This window comes from Achromobacter sp. JD-1 (assembly GCF_038594925.1).
GTDB classification, from domain to species: Bacteria; Pseudomonadota; Gammaproteobacteria; order Burkholderiales; family Burkholderiaceae_B; genus Achromobacter; species Achromobacter spanius_C.
This window is the reverse complement of record NZ_JBCGCS010000023.1, coordinates 74,950-96,955: the sequence shown is the minus strand read 5'-3', so window position 1 is coordinate 96,955 and position 22,006 is coordinate 74,950. Positions and strand designations below refer to the sequence as shown.

Here is a 22,006-nt window from a genome sequence, read left to right as displayed (position 1 = left end):
CGTACAGGTGTACACTAGCGGTTTTTCAACCCCCACTGACAGACGCGTCAACGAACGTCTGCAATCCACCAGAATCGTCCTGGAGACTTACGCAAGTGTCGACCACCGCCTCTTCCCGTTCGCCTTTTTTTGGCACCATGCAGAAAATCCCTGGTGGATTGATGCTCGTACCGCTGATCCTGGGTTCCCTGATCGGCACCTTCGCCCCTGATGCGCTCGCCATCGGCGGCTTTACCACCGCCCTCTTCAAGAACAGCGCCCTGCCGCTGATCGCCCTGCTGATCTTCGCGACCGGCACGCAAGTCAACGCCCGCACCGGCGGCCCCATCCTGGCCACCGCCGGCACCCTGCTGCTGATGAAGACGCTGGTGCCCGCCACGCTGATCATCATCCTGGGCAGCTATGTGGGCCTGGACGGTGTGATGGGCGTGTCGATCCTGGCCTTGCTGGCCGCGTTCGATAACAGCAACGGCGGCCTGTGGCTGGCCTACACCGGCCAGTATGGTGACGCCCGTGACCGCGGCGCCTACGTCGCCAGCGCCGTCAACGACGGCCCCTTCTTCAGCCTGTTGTTCCTGGGCGCCTCGGGCCTGGCCGATATTCCGATGATTGCCCTGGTAGCCGCGCTGGTGCCGTTCCTGCTGGGCGTGGTGGTTGGCAACCTGGACCCGAAGTGGCGCGACGTGCTCAAGCCCGTGCCCAACATCGTGATCCCGTTCTTCGCTTTTGCGCTGGGCACCGGCATCAACCTGGGCGCGGTCGTCAGCGGCGGCATGAGCGGCCTGATCCTGGGCCTGATCATCAGCCCCATCACCGGCGGCCTGGTCTACCTGGGCTATCGCCTGATTCTGCGCCGTGGCGGCAAGAGCGGCCTGGGCTTCGCGGCCGGCACGACCGCCGGCAACGCCATCGCCACGCCCGCCGTGGTGGCCGCCGCCGACCCCAACTTCCAGCAATACGTGTCGACCGCCACCGCCCAGGTTGCGGCCTGCGTGCTGATCAGTTCGATCCTGGCGCCGATGCTGGCCTCGTACTTCCTCAAGCGCGCCGGTGAACTCAAGTCCGAAGACGCCGATGCGGACGGCAGCGCCACGCCCACGTTGGCCAGCGCGCGCGGAGAGGCGCTTTGACGCCCACCATCGCCATCGTCGCCGATGACCTGACCGGTTCCGGCGACACCGCGGTGCAATTTGTACGCGCCGGCTGGAGCACGCACCTGTCCATCGGCGGCGCCGACGAGGCGCTGGCCGGCCCGGCTACCGCCGGCGTCGAAGTGCTGGCGGTCACGACCCACAGCCGCGCGCTGCCCGCCGCCGACGCCGCCCGCGTCATTGAACAGAACGTGCGCCAACTGCGCGCGGCCGGCGTATCGCGCCTGTACAAGAAGGTGGACTCCACCTTGCGCGGCGCCTTTAAGGCCGAGATCGACGCGGCGCGCGATGCCTGGGGCCCGGACACGGTGGCGGTGATCTGCCCCGCGTTCCCCGCCACCGGCCGTACCGTGGAACACGGCGTGCTGTTGGTCAACGGCAAGCCGGTCACCGAGACGTCCGCCGCCACCGACCCGGTGACCCCGGTGACCGAAAGCCATATTCCCACCCTGCTGGGCTGCGCCCATGTGGCGGCGCAAGACGGCGACACGCCCGACACGCTTGCCGCGCGCATCCGGCAGGCCGGCAACACGGTGGTGGTTGACGCCAGCACCGATGCCGACCTGGAACGCCTGGCGCGCGCCATCGGCCTGCTGGGCGTACACGCCCTGCCCGTGGGCGCGGGCGGCCTGGCCGTGCCGCTGGCCCGCGTTTGGGCCGGCGCCGACCAGACCGCGCCCGTCGTGGTCGTGGTGACGTCGCAGCACAGCGCGGCGCGCGCTCAAGCCGCCGCCCTGCAAGCCTCGGGCGCCGACACCTGGACGCCGTCGCTCGCTCAACTGGCCGATGACACCGCATGGCAGGCCTGGAGCCAGCCGCTGCTGCAGGCCCACGCCAAAGCGCCCGCCGAGGCGGGCACGGTGTTGCTGCTGGCGCCCGAAGGCCAACTGGACGGATTGGATTCGGAAAAAGTTGCCGACCGCCTGGGCAGCCTGGCGGCGCAATTGATCGCCACCTCGCGCGCGGCCGGCGTGGTCGCCACGGGCGGCGACGGGGCGCGCAGCGTGCTGGTGGCGCTGAACGCCAGCGGTATCGCGCTGGTGGATGAAGTGATGGGTGGCGTGCCGCTAGGCACGCTGACCGGGGGTACGGCCGCGGGCCTGCCCGTGGTGACCAAGGCCGGAGGCTTTGGCACCGAAGACGTATTGGTTCGCGCCGTGCGCGCGATCCGCGACAGGAGATTCAAGCGATGACACAACCCCAACCGAACAAGCTGCCTTTGCTGGCCGTCACCCTGGGCGACGTGGCCGGCATCGGGCCGGAAATCACGGCCAAGATGCTGATGGGCCACGACGAACTGCGCCAAAAGGCCCGCCTGCTGGTGGTCGGCGATGTAGACGTCATGGTCAACGCCGTGCGCGGCCTGGGTGGCGACCCCGCCATCGTGAAGAAGCTGGACCGCGCGGCCGACTGTACCAACGCTCCTGGCACGATTGAAGTGTTGCAAGCCGGCCCGTCGCTGGCTCACGTCAAGCTGGGTGAAATCAGCGCCGACGCGGGCGATGGCTCCGTGCGCTTCGTCACCACCGCCTGCGCCCTGGCGCGCGCCGGTGAAGTCGACGGCATCGTGACCGCGCCGCTGAACAAGGCCGCCATGCACGCCGCCGGCCACAAGTGGCCCGGCCACACCGAATTGCTGGCGCATGAATTCGGCGTGAAGACCTTCTCGCTGGTGCTGTCGGCCGGCGACCTCTACATCTTCCACGCCACCACCCACGTATCGCTGCGCCAGGCCATTGAAGACCTGACGCCCACGCGCATGCGCGCCGTGCTGCGCCTGGCGGGTTCGTTCGCCAAGGCGCTGGGCCGGGGCGACCAGCCGGTGGCTGTGTCGGGCCTGAACCCGCACGCGGGTGAAAACGGCATCTTCGGCAGCGAAGACGCCGACATCCTGGCGCCCGCCGTGGCCGAAGCCAATGCGGCCGGCATCCTGGCCGCCGGCCCCATCCCGGCCGACGCCCTGTTCCCGCAAGCCGTGCGCGGCAAGTGGCAATTCGTGATCGCCTGCTACCACGACCAGGGTCACGCGCCCTTCAAGGCCGTGTATGGCGATGACGGCGTCAACATCACGGTGGGCCTGCCTGTGGTGCGCGTATCCGTGGACCACGGCACCGCGTTCGACATCGCCGGCAAGGGCATCGCGCGCGAAGACAGCCTGATCCTGGCCGCCGAGCGCGCCGCGCATCTGGCCCCGGGCTGGACGCATGTATGGGAAACTGCGCGGGCACAAACCGGAGGTTGATTTCCATGGCGCCCGCCACGCACGACGCATTGCCCGTTCTTGATCGCTCTGGCGACGTCCCGCTGCACGCCCAGGTGGCGACGCTGCTGCGGGGGTTCATCCGGTCGAACAAGCTGGCGACGGGCGCCGTGCTGCCCAGCGAAGCCGCGCTGTGTGTACGCTTTGGCGTGGCGCGCAGCGTGGTGCGTCAGGCGCTGGCCGCGCTGGCTACCGAAGGGCTGATCCAACGCGAAAGCGGACGCCCGGCCACGGTGGCCGCGCCGCAGGAACATCGCCGGCTGGTGCAGCGGTCCACCGGCCTGTACGAGCAGTTCGCGCAGTCTGGCGTGGCCTTGCAGACGCGCGTGCTGGCCTTTGCGCGCGCAGAACCGCCCGCCGATGTGGCGGCGTTTTTCGGCACCACCAAATTGCTGATGTTGGAACGCCTGCGCCACGTGGCCGACGCGCCGCTGGCCTATGTACGCACCTGGTTGCCCGTCGATGTGGTGCCTGGCCTGCGCGCCGAGGACCTGACCGACGCTTCCTTGCACGGCGTGTTGACGCGCCGCTTTGGCCTGCGCCCCGGCGCCGGCCGCAACCAGATCCGCGCGGTGGCCGCCGACGCCAAGCTGGCCGACCTGCTCGACACCACGACCGGTACACCCTTGCTGATGCTGCAGGGCCAGGGCATGGACCAGCACGGCCGGCCGCTGGAGTGGTTCACCACCTGGCACCGCGCCGAGCAATTGGTGTTCGACGTGGACGTCAGCAACGGCCACGAAAGCGTGCATCCGCGCTTGCAGGATGCGCCGGCTGAACCGGCCAGCGCGTTGCCATCCCCGCCCCCGGATCCGCAGGATCCCCTGGCGCGCGCCCAGGCGCTGGTGGCCGAGCTATCGGCCGAGCTAGCCCGGCTGCGCGGCCAGGCCTGAGCCTCCGCGCTACAACAATCCGCAAATCAGCGCGATGTGCGCGTCGCGTCGCGCCGACAGGTCGAAGGGTTCGTCCGCGCCTGTCAGGATGGCCATGACGACGGCGTGCACCACCGGCGAGAGCAGCAGCTCGGGATGTCGCGCCGCCACGCCCCCTTCGCACAGACCCCGTTCACGCGCCAAGGCCAGCAAGCTGGCGATATCGGCTTGATGGGCCTCGGCCGTCTCTTGCCGCCAGCGCCGCGCCAGGTGCGGCACGCGCGCGCTTTCGGCCAGCAGCAGCCGCATGGTGACGATCATGGCCGGATTGGCCAGGCTGGCGTAAAGATGGTCCACCAGGCGTTCCGCCAGATGCCGAACCGACTCGCAGCCATCGACGATGGCGCGCGCGTCCAGGCGGGCTGGCGACAGGTGCCGTTCCAGTAGCGCCCGAAAGACCTCTTCCTTGCTGGAAAAATGGGCGTACAGGCCGCCCTTGGACAGGCCTGCCCGCAGCGCGATGTCTTCCATCCGCGCCCCCTCGTAACCCGCCGCCGAGAATTCCTGTAGCGCGGCATCCAGAATCTGCCCCGTCCGCACCGTAGGTGGCAGACGCTGGCGTTGCGTACTCATTCATGGCTCCTTGCGAAATGACGCGCGGCGTCGACGTCGCACGCCCTTCTACGGCCTCATTAAAAACCGACCGGTCAGTCGCTAACTTGATGTCGATCAAGGAATTGCCGGCACCCCGCGGGCAAAATTGATGCTGCGAAGACGCCACGGTTACCGCCGTTGGACGTAAGACTTCCATTGACACGATGGAGAACGACACATGACTCGCCGCCCGGTTTCGGCATGGAACGCTGCCCGCCTGGCGCCGGCCGTTCTGGCCGTGTTGCTGGCGCAGGGTTGCGTGTCGATGGCCCCGCCCTACCAACGCCCCGCCCTGCCGGTGGCCGCCACCTGGTCGGCCCCGCACTCCAGCGAGAATGCCGGGCTGAACGCCGCCCACGTGGGCTGGCGCAGCTATTTTTCGGACCCCGTCCTGCAAGGCCTGATCGACGAAGCGCTGGCCAACAACCGCGACCTGCGCCAAGCCTTGTTGCGCGTGGAAGAAGCGCGCGCGCTGTACGGCATCCAGCGGGCCGACCAGTTTCCGACGCTGGGCGTCCAGGCCACGGGCACCCGTTCGCGCACGCCGGCGGACCTGAATCTGACGGGTCGGCCCGTGGTGGCCAACCAATACCAGGCCGGTGTCGGCATGGCGACCTGGGAGTTGGACTTCTGGGGTCGCGTGCGCAGCCTGAAAGACGCCGCGCTGGAAAACTATTTGGCGTCCGATGCCGCCGCGCGCGCCGTCACCTTGTCCTTGATTGCGCAGGTGGCGGACAGCTACCTGACACTACGCGAACTGGACGAGCGCCTGGCGCTGACCCGCCGGACGATCGCCTCGCGCGAGGAATCCCTGCGCATCTTCCGCCGCCGCTACGAGGTCGGTGCGATCGCCAAGCTGGACCTGACCCAAGTGGAAACGCTGTGGCAGCAGGCCCGCGCGCTGGGCGCCGAACTGGAACAGGCGCGCGCCACGCAGGCGCACGCGCTGGAGCTGCTGGTGGGAAAGCCGCTGAACCTGCCGATGCCTAACGCCGGCCTGGATGATGCGGCCGTGATGCGCGACCTGCCCGCCGGTCTGCCGTCCGACCTTTTGACCCAGCGCCCCGACATCGTCGCGGCCGAACATCAGCTGCAGGCGGCCAACGCCAATATCGGCGCGGCGCGCGCCGCGTTCTTTCCCCGCATCACCTTGACCGGCGCCTTTGGCAGCGCCAGCGCCGAACTCAATGACCTGTTCGGAAGCGGCAGCGGCGCGTGGACCTTCACGCCCAGCGTCGACCTGCCGATCTTTGACGCCGGCCGCCGCAGCGCCAACCTGGACCTGGCCGAGATACGCCGCGACCAGGCCGTCGCGGGCTACGAACAAACCATCCAGAGCGCATTCAAGGACGTGTCCGACGCGCTGGCCGCCCGCCACTGGCTGGCCGAACAGGTGCAGGTATTGCGCGCCACCGTGGCCGCGCAAAGCGAACGCGCCAGGCTCGCCAAGCTGCGCTATGACCATGGCGCATCGCCCTACCTGGAAGTGCTGGACGCGCAGCGAGACCTGTTGGCCGCGCAGCAGGCGTTGGTGCAAACGCGCCGCGCGTTGCTATCGGCGCGCGTCGGCCTCTACGCAGCACTGGGAGGCGGCACACAGGCGGGCGAGTCGGCGCCCGGCCCTGACGGCGTGGCAACCCAAGCGCCCGCCCCGCAATAACAACAGGACAAGACCCATGAAGCTGCCCACCCGAAAACTGATACCCGTGCTGCTCGTACTGGCCGTGGCCGCTGCCGCTTACGCCGGCTGGCGCATGCTGGCCGACAACGGCCCGGGAGCTGGCTTCATCAGCGGCAACGGGCGCATCGAAGCCACGGAGATCGATGTCGCCACCAAGCTGGCCGGCCGCGTCCAGGAGGTGCTGGTGGCCGAAGGAGACTTCGTCACCGCCGGCCAGGCGCTGGCGCGCATGCAGATCGATACGCTGAACGCCCAACGCGAAGAAGCGCGTGCCCAGCATCAGCAAGCCATCAACAACGCCGCCAGCGCCAGCGCCCAGATTGCCCAGCGCGAAAGCGACAAGCTGGCCGCCGATGCCGTGGTGGTGCAGCGCGAGAGCGAACTGGACGCGGCCCGCAGGCGCTTGGCCCGATCCGAGACCTTGTCCAAGGAAGGCGCCTCGTCCATCCAGGAACTGGACGACGACCGGGCCCGCGTCCGCAGCGCCCAGGCGGCGGTGAATGCCGCGCGCGCGCAAGTGAATGCCGCGCAAGCCGCCATCCAGGCGGCGCGCGCCGCGCAGGTGGGCGCGCAATCCGCGGTGAATGCGGCGCTGGCCACCATCGCGCGTATCGACGCCGACATCACCGACAGCGAACTGCGCGCGCCACGCGCCGGCCGCGTACAGTACCTGGTCGCCCAGCCGGGCGAAGTGCTTGGCGCGGGCGGCAAGGTGCTGAACATGGTCGATCTGGCCGACGTCTACATGACGTTCTTCCTACCCGAGCAGGCGGCCGGCCGCGTGGCCTTGGGCCAGGACGTGCGCATCATTCTGGATGCCGCGCCGCAATACGTCATACCGGCCAAGGTGTCGTTCGTGGCCAGCACCGCGCAGTTCACGCCGAAAACGGTCGAGACGGCCTCCGAGCGGCAAAAACTGATGTTCCGCGTCAAGGCGCAGATCGATCGCAAGCTGCTGCAACAGCATCTGCGGCAGGTCAAGACCGGCGTGCCCGGCGTGGCCTGGCTAAAGCTGGACGCTGCCGCCGCCTGGCCCGTCGACCTGGAAGTCAGGGTGCCCTGATGGACACGACCGCGACGGCCTGGTCAGCGCCCGCGCCCGCGGCGGTCAAGCTGTCGGACGTGACACTGCGCTACGGCAAGACCCGGGCGCTGGACGCCATCACGCAGGACATTCCCGCCGGCCGCATGGTGGGCATCATCGGCCCGGACGGCGTGGGCAAGTCCAGCCTGCTGGCGTTGATCGCCGGCTCGCGCGCCGTCCAGACCGGCACGGTGGATGTGTTGGGTGGCGACATGGCCTCCAAGCGTCATCGCGACGCCGTCTGCCCCCGCATCGCCTACATGCCGCAGGGCCTGGGCAAGAACCTTTACCCGACCCTGTCGGTAGAAGAGAACCTGCAATTTTTCGCACGCTTGTTCGGCCATGGCGAGGCCGAGCGCCGTCGCCGTATCGACAGCCTGACGCGCCGCACCGGCCTGGCTCCGTTTCTGTCGCGGCCGGCCGGCAAGCTGTCTGGCGGCATGAAGCAAAAGCTGGGCCTGTGCTGCGCGCTGATCCACGACCCCGACCTGCTGATCCTGGACGAACCGACCACCGGCGTCGATCCGCTGGCGCGCGCGCAGTTCTGGGATCTGATCAACGACATCCGGCGCGAACGCCCCGGCATGAGCGTCATCGTGGCTACCGCCTACATGGACGAGGCGCAGCGCTTTGACTGGCTTATCGCCATGGACGAGGGCCGCGTGCTGGCAACGGGCACACCCGCCGAGCTGCAACAGCGCACCGCCGCCGACACGCTTGAGGCCGCTTTCATCGCCCTGTTGCCGGAGGCCAAGCGGCGCGGCCACCAGCCTGTGCATATCACGCCATTGGCGCTGGACGACAACGCCCCCATCGCCATCGAAGCGCGCGACCTGACCATGCGGTTCGGCGACTTCGTGGCCGTTGACCACGTGAACTTTCGCATCCGCCAAGGCGAGATATTCGGGTTTTTGGGATCGAACGGCTGCGGCAAATCCACCACCATGAAGATGCTGACCGGCCTGTTGCCGGCCAGCGAAGGCCAGGCCTGGCTGTTCGGCGCCGAGGTCGACCCTCGCAACATCGATACGCGGCGCCGGGTGGGCTACATGTCGCAAGCGTTCTCGCTATACGGGGAACTGACCGTGCGCCAGAACCTGGTGCTGCACGCCCGCCTGTTCCATGTGCCCGAGGCCGATATTCCCGCCCGCGTGGACAAAATGGTGGCGCGCTTTGACCTGGCCGACGCGCTGGATGAACTGCCCGAGAAGCTGCCGATGGGTGTGCGCCAGCGCCTGTCGCTGGCGGTGGCCATGGTGCATCAACCCGAGCTGCTGATTCTGGACGAACCGACCTCGGGCGTGGACCCCGTGGCCCGCGACAATTTCTGGCGCCTGCTGATTTCGCTGGCGCGCGAGGACCAGGTAACGATCTTCATTTCCACCCACTTCATGAACGAGGCGCAGCGTTGCGACCGGATGTCGTTGATGCATGCGGGCAAGGTGCTGGTCAGTGCGTCACCCGCCGAAATCATCCGGATACGCGGCGCCCAGTCGCTGGAAGAGGCCTTCATCGCCTACCTGATCGACGCCGGTGCTGGCACACCGTCCGGCGTGCCATCTGCCACGCCATCTGCCGACACACCCGCGCCCGCCCGTCAGGCGCAAGACACGAGAGCAACGCCGGAAAACATCACCACGCAAGCACAAGCGAGAACCGCCAGGCATCGCGGCTTCAACCTGCAACGGATGATCAGCTACCTGTGGCGCGAGACGCTGGAACTGCGCCGTGACCCAGTGCGCGCCACGCTAGCGCTGGCCGGCTCGCTGCTGCTGATGTTCGTCATCGGCTTTGGCATCAGCCTGGACGTGGAAGACCTGCGCTACGCCGTCATGGACCGTGACCAGACCAGCTTGAGCCAGAACTACACCTTGAACCTGTCGGGCTCGCGTTATTTCATCGAGCAGCCGCCCATTTCCGGCTACCAGGACATGGATGCCCGCATGCGCAGCGGTGAACTCTCCCTGGCCATCGAGATCCCGCAGGGATTCGCCCGCGATGTCGAACGCGGACGCAATGCGCAGATCGGCGTCTGGATCGATGGCGCCATGCCGCAACGCGCCGAGACCATCCGGGGATACGTGCAGGGCATGCACCAGGGCTGGCTGCAACAGCAGGCGCGCGAACGGCTGGGCAACGCCGCCACGCAGCAGATCAGCATCGAAACGCGTTTTCGCTACAACCCCGACGTGCGCAGCCTTCCGGCCATGGTGCCGGCCGTGATCCCGCTTTTGCTGCTGATGATGCCGGCCATGCTGACAGCGCTTGCGGTCGTGCGCGAAAAAGAACTGGGGTCGATCATCAACCTGTACGTCACGCCGGTCACGCGCTTGGAATTCCTGTTGGGCAAGCAGTTGCCTTACGTGGCGCTGGCGATGCTTAACTTTCTGTTGATGACGCTGCTGGCGGTGACCGTATTCGGCGTGCCCATCACCGGCAGCTTCGCTACCCTGCTGGCCGCCGCGCTGATCTACAACGTGGTGGCGACCGCCATCGGCTTGCTGGCGTCGACCTTCACGCGCAGCCAGATCGCGGCGCTGTTCTTCACCATGATCGGCACGCTGGTGCCGGCGGTGCAGTTTGCCGGGCTGCTCAATCCGGTGTCCTCGCTGGAAGGCATGGGCCGTCTGATCGGACAGGTCTATCCGGCCACGCACATGCTGACCATCAGCCGGGGCGTGTTCAGCAAGGGGCTGGACTTTGCCAGCCTGCAAGGCTCGTTCTGGCCCCTGCTGGTGGCGATACCCGTGATCCTGGGCGCGTCGGTGCTGCTACTGAAAAAGCAGGAGGCCTGATGACCATGCCGCGACATGTCGCCAATATCTACCGGCTGGGCGTGAAAGAGCTTTGGAGCCTGGCGCGCGATCCCATGATGCTGGTGCTGATCGTCATCTCGTTCACCCTGATGATCTACACGGCGGCCACCGCGGTGCCCGAATCGCTGCACAACGCGGCCATCGCCGTGGTGGACGAAGACGTCTCGCCGCTGTCGTCGCGCATCACGTCGGCGTTCTATCCCCCGCATTTCACGCCGCCCCAGATGGCCACGGCGGCCGAAGCCGACGCCGGCATGGACGCCGGGCGCTACACGTTTTCGGTGAACATCCCGCCAAATTTCCAGCGCGACGTACTGGCCGGCAAGCCCGCGCAGATTCAGCTGAACGTGGATGCCACGCGGATGAGCCAGGCGTTCACGGGCAGCAACTACATCCAGCAGATCGTCGGCGACGAGATCAACGAATTTGTCAGGCGCTACCGCAAGCCCACCGAACTGCCCGTAGAGCTGGCCGTGCGCATGCGCTTCAACCCCAACCTGACGCAGGCGTGGTTCGGCAGCCTGATGGAGATCATCAATAACGTCACAATGCTGTCCATCATCCTGACCGGCGCGGCCCTGATCCGCGAGCGCGAACACGGCACCATCGAACACCTGCTGGTCATGCCGGTGACGCCGACGGAAATCATGGTGGCCAAGGTCTGGTCCATGGGGCTGGTGGTGCTGGTGGCCGCCGGCCTGTCGCTGACGTTCGTGGTGCGGGGGCTGCTGCACGTGCCCATCGAAGGGTCCGTGACGCTGTTCCTGGCGGGCGTGGCCCTGCACCTGTTTGCCACCACATCCATGGGAATCTTCATGGCGACGCTGGCACGCAGCATGCCGCAGTTCGGGATGCTGCTGGTGCTGGTGCTATTGCCGTTGCAGATGCTGTCGGGCGGCACGACGCCGCGCGAAAGCATGCCGCAGTTCGTTCAGGACATCATGCTGGCCGCGCCCACCACGCACTTCGTGGAGCTGGGCCAGGCGATCCTATATCGCGGCGCGGGGCTCAGCGTCGTCTGGCAGCCTTTCCTGGCGCTGGCGCTGATCGGCAGTGTGTTGTTCGCCTTCTCGTTGAAGCGCTTTCGCAAGACCCTGAGCCAGATGGCGTGAGGCCCCTGCTTCCGCTGCAAGGTTAGCGAGAGGCCACACAAGCCATTTTCCATGTCAACGTGCTGTCAACAGAGGGATCATGCGTGCTCGGCCTTGCGTGCAGCCATGCCGGCCAGCGCCTTGCGGTCTACTTTGCCCACCGCGTTTTCCGGCAGCCGCTCGACCCAGAACACGTCGCGCGGCACGTAGATCCGACCTAGCCGGGACAGCACGTCCGCTTGCAGGGTTGCGGCTTCTTCCGCGCCGGGTGTCGCATCGGCCTTGGGCTGCACGAAGATCACCGGCACTTCGCCCAGGTCGTCATCCGGCGCGCCCACCACACAGCACGCGGCCACGAAAGGCAGCCCCGTCACCACGCCTTCGATCAGGGCGGGCGAAATGTTCTCGCCGCCGCGGATGATCACGTCCTTGATGCGGCCCGTGATGCTGAGGTAGCCCGCTTCGTCAAAGCGCCCCAGGTCTCCGGTGCGCAGCAAGCTTGGCGCGCCATCGTCGCCATTGTCCACGCCCAGGTAGCCCAGCATCAGGCTGTCGCCCGCGATGCAGATTTCACCTTCGCCACCGGGCGCGGCCTCGGCCCCATCCGGCAGCCGCAGCGTAACGCGTTGCCCGGCCAGCACCGTGCCGACCGAGCCGACGCGACGCGCATTGGGCGGGTTCATTGTGGACGTGCAGGTGGCTTCGGACAGACCGTAGGACACCACCAGCGGGCAGCCCAGAAACGCTTCGATGCGCCGATGCAGCGCTTCGGTGATGGGCGCCGATCCGCAGCGGGCAAAGCGCAGGCCCGCCAGGCTGGCCGGGTCGAATTCCAGTTCCAGCATGCGGGCATACATGGTGGGCACGCCGGTGATGATGGTGGGACGGAAGGTGCGCAACAGCCCCGGCATGTCGTCCGCGCGAAAACGGCCCGCCAGCGCCACGCTGGCGCCGGCCAGCAGCGGCGCGAAGATCTGGTTGTTCAGCGCGTTGGTGTGATGCAGCGGCATCACGTGCAGCAGCCGGTCGTCGGGCGTCAGACCCGTGTGCGCCAACACGCCGCGCGCGTTGTTGATCAAGCCCCGGTGACTGAGCAACACGCCCTTGGGGTTGCCAGTGCTGCCGGAGGTGAACAGCAGCAAGCCGGGTGCATCCGGCGAGATCTCGTCGGCGCAACCGAGCGCCGACGCGTTGTCCGGACGCGCGGAATGTGCCGGACGAGCCACGTCCGCCGCGCTTGCCACGCCTGCCGCCTCCAGCACCCGCGACGACGCCAGACCACTGGCCGCCGCCGTGGCGATATTGGGCTCGTCATGCACCAGCCACGTCAGGCCCACCGCCGCCACGCGCCGTGCTGTTTCCTCGGCCGACAACCGGGGTTCCAACGGGCAGGGGCACGCCCCCGCCGCCATCACGCCCAGTATCGTCAACACCTGATCCAGCGACCGCTCCATGGCAACCGCCACATAGCTGCCCGGCGCAACCCCCGCCGCGCGCACGCCGTCCGCAATGCGCCCAACCCGGCGATGCAGGTCGGCATACGTCAACGTGGTGTCGGCGGTGACGAAGGCGGGGCGCGCGGCCCGGTCGGGCTGGCTCCAGGCGCGCGCAAACGCCGCTACCAACGTGGGTTCGGAAAGCATCATGGCGGCCTCCCTAGCGCAGCGCGACAGCGGCGTCGCGTTCAAACTGCCCGTCTGCATCAAGTTCTTGCAAGGCGCGTACTTCGCGCTCGGTCGGCGGCGCGGTGGGTTCTGCGCCCGTCGCATCGAACTCAAAGCCGGTGCGCTCGCGCACTTCCGACAAGCTGGATTCCGGATGCCACGATTGCAGGGCCAGCCGCCCGTCGCGCTTGATGAATACGGCAATGGGCGTCACCACCCCGTGAAAACCGCCCCACGACGTCATGAAGTCCAGCTTGGGCACGAAGGTGCGGCGTGAATGCTCGGTGCGCCAAGTGCAGGCGCGCTTGGCCGTGGGCAGCATTACCGCGCCGCCGCCCCCGCCCGGCAAGCGCACCTTGGGCTCGTGCCAGTCGCCAATGCACGAATTGTTGGCGCAGCCCGCGCCATCGATCTGCGCCGCGCCCAGGAAGGTCAGGTCCATGCGGCCGCGCGTGCACAGGTCGTAGAAATCTTCGTTCGAGAAGATCGACGCGGTGTGTTCGGCCAGCACCGGATCGGAACTGGAAATGGGAATTTGCGACGGGCGCGGGTTCACGCCGCCCGCCACGTTGATGTAGACGAAGTCCCAGTCGTAGGCGCGCTTGGCCAGCAGGCAGGCCAGCATCGGCATGGTGGAATTGACGCCGCTGAAGGTGATTTCATCGGGGCGGATGAAGCGCGCCAGGTTCGTCACGATGTAGGAAAAGCCCGACCATTGTTCAGCCATGATTGCCCCCTTGCACTTCGGGCGCGGCGGCCAGGTGCGCTTGTAGATCGCTGTTCTTGTCCATATAGGCCTCAACGGCCGGGTAGTCGATGGCGTAGTCGGGCCAGCATGAACCGGGCCAGGCGCTGCCTGGCGCCACCGCATAGGCCTGCACCATGAAGTACGGCACCAGCGTGGATTCCGGCTGCGCTTCGAACACCGCGCTGTCGACGACCTTCTCGGCCACCACCAGCACGCTGCCGGCGGCGCGCGACATGATGCGGTCCCAATGCGCCGTGCCATGCACGCGCACATTGCCCAACGCATCCACTTCCGACGCCTGAATCACCGCGAAGTCCGGACGAATGGCGGGCACCACATAGGTTTTCTGGCCGCTGCCGTAAGGGTCGTCCAGGCAGGCCCAGCCGTTCAGTTCCGGCAGGCCGCTGCCATGCAGTCCGCCGCAAGGCTGAAACGGCACGCCGAACGCCGCCGCGCGCAAGCCAGCGGTAAGGCTGGCGCAGGCGTGTTCTTCCAGTTCGATCTCGCGGCGTTCCACCGCGCGGCGATACCACGGCGCCAGGCCGAAGTTGCCTTCCATGGCGACGATGCCCGCGCGCACGCGGCGCAGCACGCCGGCGCGGCAAAGTATGTCGACGTCGTATCCCGGCGACTGCTTGACCAGTTCCAGGTCGCGCTTGCCTTGCCGGATCAGTTCGCGCACGAACGCGAACGGCCCACGGTGCAAAAAGCTGCCACCCAGCGCGATGGACGCGCCATTGGGCACCAGCGCAGCCAGTTCGGCCACCGTGCATTGCTTGTTGGGTTGATTGAAGCCCGAAGCCATAGTCTTCCTCCTGATTCTTGTGCCGTTAGCGCGCTTGCAGATAGGCGGCTATGCGGTCCTTCAAGCCGGGCGCCGCGGCCGAACGCACCAGGCGCGCCAGATCGGCGTCGGGCGTTTCCTGCGACAGCGCGGCGTAGAGCTGAATGCGGCTGGCGTCCGTCAATGCCAGCGCCGTGTCCGACGCCTGCTGTTCGATGTCGGGCCATTCCTGCGCCACGGCAAGCCGGGTCGCAAAGCCGTCACGCAGCGCTTCTTCCGCGCTGAACGTGGCGGCCTGCTCCAGCACCACGCGGGCGCGTTCGGCGCCCACCAGCGCGGCAAAGCGGCGCGTGCCCAGCACCAGCCCGAACTTCAGGCCCGGCATGCGGAACGTGGCGTCCGGCGCACTGACGCGCCATTTGCAGGCGCCGAACACGTCAACGCCCGCGCCGAAATTGCGGCCATGCGCCAGCGCTACGGTCAGGCAGGGTGACGCGGCCAGGCGTTGCAGCAAGGTCTCGATACGCACAAAGCGCAGCAACAGGTCGCCCTCGCTTTGCGACTGCCAATCGCCGAAGTCAAAGCCCGCGCTGAAGTTCTTGCCCTCGCCCTTCAGCACGATCAGCTTGGCGCCTTGCGCCTCGGCTTCGTCCAGGGCGGCGATCAGCGCGTCCACCAATTCGGCGGACAGCGCGTTCATCTTGTCGGGGCGCGTCAGCGTCAGCACATGCCGCGCGCCCTGTTTGTCGATCCGCAGCACGCTCATGCCACCACTCCCTTCTTGGCGGCGCGCAAGGCGCCCAGCACTTCGTCGTTGTGCTCGCCCAGCGCGGGCGGACGCAAGCGCAACGCGGTGGTCTGGCCGTCAAAGCGCACCGGCAAACCGAAGGTGCGCGTTTGCACGCCGTTGGGCAGTTCAACCGGCTGCACCCAGCCCATGTGTTCCACCTGCGGGTCGGCCAGCACTTCGGAATAGGTGTTGATCGGCGCGCAGGGCACGCCCGCGGCACGGAAGCGCGACAGCCAGGTCTGCGCATCATCGTTGGCAAAGATGGCTTCCAGGATCTCGCGCAATGCCGTCTGGTTGCGCGCGCGGGCGCTGGTGTCGGTAAAGCGCGGGTCGGCCAGCAGGTCGTCGCGGCCGACGGTGGCGCATACACTTTTCCACAACGCCTGGTTGCCGGCGGCCATGCCGAAGTAGCCGCCCTGGCAACGGAACGCCTGATACGGCGCGTTGCGCGGATGGGCCGAGCCCAGCTTCACGGGGTCTTTGCCGCTGCCGAAGAATTCCGACGTCTGCAAGGCGGCAATGCCCAACGTGGCGCCCAGCATCGGCACGTCAATGTGCGTGCCCTGCCCGCTGGCCTGCGCCGCGCGCAAGGCCGATGCGATGGCGAAAGCGCCATACAGGCCGGCCGAAAAGTCCGCCACGGGCACGCCGCATTTCACGGGTTCGCCACCGGCCTCGCCGGTGACGCTCATGATGCCGCTCATGGCCTGGATGGTCAGGTCGAAACCGCCTTCCTGCGAACGCGGCCCCGACTGCCCGTAGGCCGAAATCGAGCAATAGACAAGCTTGGGATTGGCTTCGCGCAGTTGCGCATAACCCAGCCCCAGCCGATCCATCACGCCCGGCCGGTTGTTTTCAATCAACACGTCGACGGACTGCGCCAATTCGCGCGCCAGGGCCAGGTCTTCGGGGTTTTTCAGGTTCAGCGTCACCGACTTCTTGTTGCGGTTCAAGGACGCGAAATTCTCGCTGTAGCCATCGGTGATGGGCGGCCAGCTACGCAGCGTATCGCCGCCCTCGGGGTTTTCGACCTTGATGACGTCGGCGCCCATATCCGCCAACAACATGCCGCAAAACGGTCCCGCCGCGACGTTGCAAATTTCCAGCACGGTGATGCCGGCCAGTGCCGAACTGGGTGTCATGTCTGACCTCTCATTATGAAAATTCAATATTTGGGATAAGCAAATCAGTATAAGTGCGCCGCTTTCAGGATGGCATCATGCCAGGCAATCCGTGCCGCCTTCCGTGTGGCTCCTAGTGCAATCCCTAGGTCTTGCGCTTAATTGTTGACCAGCATATCACCCTGTGGAATTCTACGTAAACCATTTATTGAAATACGAATCCTATATTTTAGGATTTATAAAAACGGGCTGCGGCGCACCCTGCGCAAGACGGCCCGGCACACCAAGGAGACAGACATGAAGCAAACATGGCGCATTGCCCTGGCGGGCGCGGTCCTGGCGCTTGCCACCGGCCCCGCCCTGGCCCAGACCTGGCCGACCAAGCCCATCCGCATGGTCGTGCCCTTCCCCCCCGGCGGCGCCACCGATGCCGCGGCCCGCATCTATGCGCAGCACCTGGGCGACTTCCTGGGGCAAGGGGTTGTGGTTGAAAACAAGGCGGGCGCGGGCGGCGAGATCGGCGCGGAATACGTGGCCAAGTCCGCCCCCGATGGCTACACCCTGCTGATGGGCGCCGTGGGCAGCCATGCCATCCATGCGGCCATGCCCGACAAGCCCGGCTACGATTTCGCCACCGCCTTCGTCGGCGTGTCGATGGCCACCAGCATGCCCATGGCGGTGGCCGTCAACAGCAAGGTGCCGGCCAAAAACGTGCAGGAATTGATTGCGCTGGCCAAGAGCAAGCCCGGCACCATCACCTTCGGTTCGGCCGGGCCGGGCACCTCACAGCACATGGCAGGCGAACTGTTCCAGGTGGTGACCGGTACCCGGCTCATGCATGTGCCGTATCGCGGTAGCGGTCCGGCCATCACCGATTTGCTGGGCGGCCAGATCGACATGGTCATCGAAACCCTGCCGGCGCTGTTGCCGCAAGTGGCCAGCGGCAAAATCCGCTTGCTGGGCGTGACCACCGCCAAGCGCGCCACGGCCCTGCCTGATCTGCCCACCTTGATGGAACAAGGCGTAAAGGACTATTCCGTCGCGACCGCCTACGCGCTGCTGGCCCCCGCCGGCACACCGCCCGCCGTGGTGGACAAGCTGTCGGCCGGCATGCAGAAGGCCGCGGCCATGGAATCGGTGCAGCAAGCGGCATTGAAGCTGGGCGCCGATGCGGTGGCGACCTCCCCGGCTGACACCAGCCGTGTGCTGAAGCGGGAAGTGGCGCGCTGGGCCGATGTCGTGCGCATGTCGTCCGCAAAATGAAGCCTCTTGATGCTTGCCCTGGCCCCATCGCCACCGACGTGGCGATTGTGGGCGGCGGCTCGGTCGCCATCAGCTTCCTGTACCAGTTGCTGCTGTCTTGGCAGGCGGGCAGCGCGGCGCGCCCGCTGACCATCACCGTGTTCGAACCGCAAGCCGCGCCCGGCCCGGGCGGCGCGTATCAGGAAGACCTGCCCAGCAACCTGCTCAACATTCCCGCCGGCAATATGTCGGCACGCGCGGACCAGCGCATGGATTTTGTCGACTGGTTGCGCACGCAGGACCCGGGCTGGTTGCGCGGTTATGGCGTGGACGCGATTGAGCCGTCGGACTTTCTTCCACGCCCCTTGTTCGGCGCCTATATGCGGGCCGTGTATGCGCGCTGCCGCGAACTGGCGCTGGCGCAAGGCGTTGCGCTTGCCCATGTGCAAAGCCCCGTGCACCGCGTTTCGCCCTTGCAGGACGGCAATGTGCGAATCGAGTCCGAGGGCAATGCGCCCTGCCTGGCCCGCTACGCCGTGCTGTGCAACGGCAATCTGCCCTCACAGGCCTTCCCTGCCTTGCAAGGTGCACCGGGCTACTTCAACAGCCCCTATCCCGTTGCCGACCTGGCGCGAGGCATATCGTCGGACGCCTCCGTCTGCATCATCGGCACCAGCCTAAGCGCCGTGGACGCGGTGGCGGCCTTGCAGCAATCGGGCCACCGCGGCCCGATTCTTTGCGTGTCGCGCAACGGGCGCCTGCCCTCGGTGCGCAGCCCGCACAACCAGGCGCCGGCCGCGCTACGCCATTTCAATCACGAAGGGCTCATGCGCCTGGCGGCACGCCAAGGCGGTATGTTGACGCTGGAAGCGATTGCCGGCGCCTTGCAAGACGAGGTGCTGGCGATGCATGGCGCGGTGGACGCGGACGAGGTCTTTGGCCTGGCTGTTGATGCACAACAGGCGCTGGATGAAGAGATACGCCGCTCAGCGCTAGCGGCCCGGCCCTGGCAGGCGGTGGCGGCCGCGACCAATGCGGTGGTCGAGCAGGTGTGGCATCTGATGCCGCATGCCGAACGCCAGCGATTTCAATCGCGTTGGCGTGCGCTGTGGATGGCGCGGCGCGCCACCTTCCCGATGCGCAATGCGCTGAAGCTGCAAGCGCTGTTCAAGACGGGCCAATTGCAAGTGCGCGCGGGGTATGTGGATACACGCCATGTCGAAGGCCGCCATGACCTGGCCGCAGGCGCGTTCCATACTCGCCTGCGCGACGCCGATGGCGAAGTCACGCATCGCAGCCACTACCTCATCAACGCCACCAGCTTTTCAGTCGACGTCGCACACACCGACGACCCGCTGATCTCAACTCTGCTGCGCGACGGCCATGCGCGCGCCGACCCCTTCGGCGGCGTGGCGCTGGACTTCGATACGGGCTGCCTGAAGACCGCGCAGGACGCCGTACTGGGCCAGGTGTCGGTGCTGGGCAGCCTGGCGGGCGGCACGTACTTCTGGACCACGTCCATGGACGTCAATGCCCGCTTGGCGCGCGACCAGGCAGTGCGTATAGCAACGGCGCTTGCGCGGCCCACCGGTATCACTGATCCAGATAGCCGCGCCGATACCCCATCCCTTGCGAAATGGACTGCGCACAGGCCGACACATCCGGCGCCAACTGCTTCATCCTAGCGGCGCTCAGGCGGTCCAGCGGGCCGGAGATGCCCACCGCCGCCACGGCTTGGTCCAGGCTGTTGAACAAGGTCACGGCCAGGCCGCCCACGCCTTCGCGCCATTCGCCGCGGTTCACGGCATAGCCCGCGCGCGCGATCTTGCGCAGTTCATCTTTCAGCAAGGGCAAGGACACGATGGTGGACGGCGTGTGGCGCACAAGCTGATCGGCATAGCGCTCGACATAGCCTTCGGGTTGATAGGCCAGCAACGCCTTGCCGGTGGCCACGGCATACGCGGGTGCGCGGCCGCCCACCATCGAATACGCACGAATGGGTTGCGGGCTGTCGATCTTGTCCACATACACGACGTCAAAGCCGTCCAGCACCGACAGGTGCACGGTTTCGCCGGTCTGGTCCGCCAGCGTGCGCATGAACGGCGCGGCCAGCTTGCGCACGTCCAATTGCGCCAACTGGCGCGCGGCCAATTCGAACAGACGCACCGCGCCCCGGTAACCACCGCCGTCATCGTCCTTGATCACATAGCCCGCGTGGATCAAGGTTTGCAGCGTGCGATGCGTATTACTTCGGGTCAGGCCGACCCGGGCGGCCAGAGCGTCGATGGTGCGCGGCGGATTGTCCACATCGGTCACCGCCTCCAACACCATCAGCCCCTTGAGCAGCGTCTTGTCCATCTTGCTTATTTCCTAATATTTAGGACGTGAACATAGCACGGGACCGCGCCGCCGAACAACGCGCGGCGCACTTAAGGGCCGCTGGCCGCAATCGTGGCGCGTACCGCCGCCGACCGGTCCCACAGATTGGGCAGGCGGGGTGACGAATAGCCGGACACAAAGGGTTTGGGCTGCCCCGTATCCGGGTCGTAGACATGGCGCGACACCGCGCCGATATTGCCGCCGTACAGATGCACGCTGATCGACACGCGGTCTACGTAGGCATTGGACACGCGATGGATGTCGCCCTCGACAGGCGACAGCCGTTCCACATCGCCAGCTTGCAAGGTGGTGGGTTCGCCCGCGGCCAGCACGCGGCCATCGGCATGGCGCACGTAGCGCTGGTTGATCTCGGCCCCGCGCAGCATGCCCACGTAGCCCCAGACTTCGTGGTCATGCACGGGTGTGAATTGGCCCGGCCCCCACACAAAGCTGACCAGGGAGAATCGCTCCAAGGGGTCGCAGTGCAACAGATATTGCTGGTAGTACTGCGGATGCGGCACGGTACAGTCTTCGGGCAGCCAGTCGTCGTGGCGCACCAGGTCGGCGAAGGCATCGCGCAGGGCGGGCGTTTGCGCCAGCGCGTCGGGCGTGGCCAGGCGTGTGGCGGTGGCAATAAAGCGGCGAAGCCGGTCCAGGCCGGCGAAAGAGTCGGGCATCGCGTGTCTCCTGTTGTTGGGACAATCGTTGGGGCAATCCCAGATGAGAAAAGCAGTATCCACCATTCGGGACGCTTGCGCACACTGACTTCGGAGCCGTGGCGCCCCACCCCGAAAACCCCGCTTGACAGGCCCGGGCCACGGCGCGCAGCGTATGCGTTGTCTTCAAGGGTTGAAATGGAAAATACGCAGCACGATATTCCTCATGCATTGTTGGATGCGTTGCGCGGCGCGCAGCGTGTCGTTGTTTTTACCGGCGCCGGCGTGTCGGCGGAAAGCGGCATCGCGACGTTCCGCGACGCCTTGACGGGGCTGTGGTCGCGCTTCGATGCTCAAGCGCTGGCCACCCCCGAAGCCTTTCGCGCGCATCCCGACATCGTCTGGGGCTGGTATGAATGGCGGCGCGCGCAAGTGTTGCGCGCCGCGCCGAACGCCGCGCACCATGCCATCGCGGCACTGGCGCGCCACGTGCCTGAATTAACCGTCATCACGCAGAACGTGGACGACCTGCACGAACGCGCGGGCAGCGCGCAGGTGGTGCACCTGCATGGCAGCCTGCACGCGCCGCGCTGTTCGGCTTGCGCCGCGCCGCAAGCCTTTCCGATCGCTGTACCCGACGAACCCGACGGTGGCCGCCGCATTCCTCCGCCCGCCTGCGCGCGCTGCGGTCAACCCGTGCGGCCCGGTGTGGTGTGGTTTGGCGAGAGCCTGCCGGGCGAAGCATGGAGCATCGCGCTGCGCGCGGCGGAACAATGCGACCTGCTCTTCAGCATTGGCACGTCGGCCCTGGTCTACCCCGCAGCGGAACTACCGCAGCGCGCGCTGGCCACAGGCGCGACGGTGGTTCAGGTGAACCCGAACCTCACGCCCCTGGATGCTCAGGCGCATTGCAATCTGCATGGCGCGGCCGCCGACGTGATGCCGCGCGTGCTGGCGGCGGCCTTTGCATAGACGGCGCCGTCAGGAATATCGGGTGAACATTTGTGAAGATC

The 22,006-nt window shown here is 66.9% G+C and carries 19 protein-coding genes; 11 read left to right on the top strand and 8 right to left on the bottom strand.

Going from position 1 to position 22,006, the window contains the following annotated elements; genetic code table 11:
* Window positions 1–161 precede the first annotated feature (161 nt).
* The 4 genes from WBR68_RS26440 to WBR68_RS26425 are packed head-to-tail and all read left to right on the top strand — an operon-like array spanning window position 162 to window position 4,304.
* The gene (locus tag WBR68_RS26440) at window positions 162–1,130 is read left to right on the top strand and encodes a 2-keto-3-deoxygluconate permease (protein WP_230695688.1); all 969 of its coding nucleotides are present in this window, start codon (window positions 162–164) and stop codon (window positions 1,128–1,130) included.
* Window positions 1,127–2,344: a D-threonate kinase gene (dtnK, locus tag WBR68_RS26435; protein ID WP_230695687.1), complete on the top strand. Its 1,218-nt coding sequence runs from the start codon at window positions 1,127–1,129 to the stop codon at window positions 2,342–2,344. The genes WBR68_RS26440 and dtnK overlap by 4 nt, the downstream gene beginning before the upstream one ends.
* Window positions 2,341–3,393 (top strand): 4-hydroxythreonine-4-phosphate dehydrogenase PdxA, encoded by a 1,053-nt coding sequence (pdxA, locus tag WBR68_RS26430; RefSeq protein WP_230695686.1) that lies wholly within the window; start codon window positions 2,341–2,343, stop codon window positions 3,391–3,393. Before dtnK ends, pdxA begins: the two co-directional genes overlap by 4 nt.
* 5 nt (window positions 3,394–3,398) lie before the next feature.
* Window positions 3,399–4,304, top strand: a complete 906-nt coding sequence (locus WBR68_RS26425; RefSeq protein ID WP_050448673.1) for a GntR family transcriptional regulator — start codon at window positions 3,399–3,401, stop codon at window positions 4,302–4,304.
* A 9-nt stretch (window positions 4,305–4,313) separates the two neighbouring features.
* Here WBR68_RS26425 and WBR68_RS26420 read toward each other — a convergent pair whose 3' ends face one another.
* Entirely contained in the window at window positions 4,314–4,916 is a 603-nt protein-coding gene (locus WBR68_RS26420) for a TetR/AcrR family transcriptional regulator (RefSeq protein ID WP_050448672.1), read from the bottom strand.
* A 199-nt stretch (window positions 4,917–5,115) separates the two neighbouring features.
* On the opposite strand from WBR68_RS26420, the gene adeC reads away from it, so the two are divergent.
* Genes adeC through WBR68_RS26400 form a run of 4 tightly spaced genes read left to right on the top strand, consistent with a single transcriptional unit; the run spans window position 5,116 to window position 11,630 of the window.
* Window positions 5,116–6,597 (top strand): AdeC/AdeK/OprM family multidrug efflux complex outer membrane factor, encoded by a 1,482-nt coding sequence (gene adeC, locus WBR68_RS26415; RefSeq protein ID WP_050448671.1) that lies wholly within the window; start codon window positions 5,116–5,118, stop codon window positions 6,595–6,597.
* 16 nt (window positions 6,598–6,613) lie between these two features.
* A complete protein-coding gene (locus WBR68_RS26410; protein ID WP_050448670.1) occupies window positions 6,614–7,681 on the top strand; it encodes an HlyD family secretion protein in 1,068 nt (355 codons plus the stop codon).
* The gene (rbbA, locus tag WBR68_RS26405) at window positions 7,681–10,497 is read left to right on the top strand and encodes a ribosome-associated ATPase/putative transporter RbbA (RefSeq protein ID WP_230695685.1); all 2,817 of its coding nucleotides are present in this window, start codon (window positions 7,681–7,683) and stop codon (window positions 10,495–10,497) included. Before WBR68_RS26410 ends, rbbA begins: the two co-directional genes overlap by 1 nt.
* A gap of 5 nt (window positions 10,498–10,502) precedes the next feature.
* Window positions 10,503–11,630 (top strand): ABC transporter permease, encoded by a 1,128-nt coding sequence (locus WBR68_RS26400; protein WP_230695691.1) that lies wholly within the window; start codon window positions 10,503–10,505, stop codon window positions 11,628–11,630.
* Between the two features lie 77 nt (window positions 11,631–11,707).
* Here WBR68_RS26400 and WBR68_RS26395 read toward each other — a convergent pair whose 3' ends face one another.
* Genes WBR68_RS26395 through WBR68_RS26375 form a run of 5 tightly spaced genes read right to left on the bottom strand, consistent with a single transcriptional unit; the run spans window position 11,708 to window position 16,737 of the window.
* Window positions 11,708–13,255 (bottom strand): class I adenylate-forming enzyme family protein, encoded by a 1,548-nt coding sequence (locus WBR68_RS26395; protein WP_230695684.1) that lies wholly within the window; start codon window positions 13,253–13,255, stop codon window positions 11,708–11,710.
* A gap of 10 nt (window positions 13,256–13,265) precedes the next feature.
* Window positions 13,266–14,000 (bottom strand): CoA-transferase subunit beta, encoded by a 735-nt coding sequence (locus WBR68_RS26390; protein WP_127185185.1) that lies wholly within the window; start codon window positions 13,998–14,000, stop codon window positions 13,266–13,268.
* Entirely contained in the window at window positions 13,993–14,826 is an 834-nt protein-coding gene (locus WBR68_RS26385; protein WP_050448667.1) for a CoA transferase subunit A, read from the bottom strand. The genes WBR68_RS26390 and WBR68_RS26385 overlap by 8 nt, the downstream gene beginning before the upstream one ends.
* A gap of 25 nt (window positions 14,827–14,851) precedes the next feature.
* Window positions 14,852–15,571 (bottom strand): enoyl-CoA hydratase/isomerase family protein, encoded by a 720-nt coding sequence (locus tag WBR68_RS26380; protein WP_230695683.1) that lies wholly within the window; start codon window positions 15,569–15,571, stop codon window positions 14,852–14,854.
* A complete protein-coding gene (locus WBR68_RS26375; protein ID WP_230695682.1) occupies window positions 15,568–16,737 on the bottom strand; it encodes a CaiB/BaiF CoA transferase family protein in 1,170 nt (389 codons plus the stop codon). Before WBR68_RS26375 ends, WBR68_RS26380 begins: the two co-directional genes overlap by 4 nt.
* A 276-nt stretch (window positions 16,738–17,013) precedes the next feature.
* Here WBR68_RS26375 and WBR68_RS26370 point away from each other — a divergent pair, with 276 nt between their 5' ends.
* Window positions 17,014–17,979, top strand: coding sequence for a Bug family tripartite tricarboxylate transporter substrate binding protein (locus WBR68_RS26370; protein WP_050448664.1), 966 nt, complete (start codon window positions 17,014–17,016; stop codon window positions 17,977–17,979).
* Entirely contained in the window at window positions 17,976–19,643 is a 1,668-nt protein-coding gene (locus WBR68_RS26365; RefSeq protein ID WP_230695681.1) for an FAD/NAD(P)-binding protein, read from the top strand. Before WBR68_RS26370 ends, WBR68_RS26365 begins: the two co-directional genes overlap by 4 nt.
* On the opposite strand, the gene WBR68_RS26360 is transcribed toward WBR68_RS26365, so the two are convergent.
* Both WBR68_RS26360 and WBR68_RS26355 read right to left on the bottom strand, forming a co-directional pair.
* Window positions 19,552–20,316, bottom strand: coding sequence for an IclR family transcriptional regulator (locus tag WBR68_RS26360; protein ID WP_050448662.1), 765 nt, complete (start codon window positions 20,314–20,316; stop codon window positions 19,552–19,554). The two genes, WBR68_RS26365 and WBR68_RS26360, sit on opposite strands and share 92 nt — an antisense overlap.
* A 71-nt stretch (window positions 20,317–20,387) precedes the next feature.
* Window positions 20,388–21,014, bottom strand: coding sequence for a cysteine dioxygenase family protein (locus tag WBR68_RS26355; RefSeq protein ID WP_050448661.1), 627 nt, complete (start codon window positions 21,012–21,014; stop codon window positions 20,388–20,390).
* Window positions 21,015–21,191: 177 nt separating this feature from the next.
* Here WBR68_RS26355 and WBR68_RS26350 point away from each other — a divergent pair, with 177 nt between their 5' ends.
* Window positions 21,192–21,965: an SIR2 family NAD-dependent protein deacylase gene (locus WBR68_RS26350; protein ID WP_050448660.1), complete on the top strand. Its 774-nt coding sequence runs from the start codon at window positions 21,192–21,194 to the stop codon at window positions 21,963–21,965.
* The last annotated feature ends 41 nt before the right edge of the window (window positions 21,966–22,006 follow it).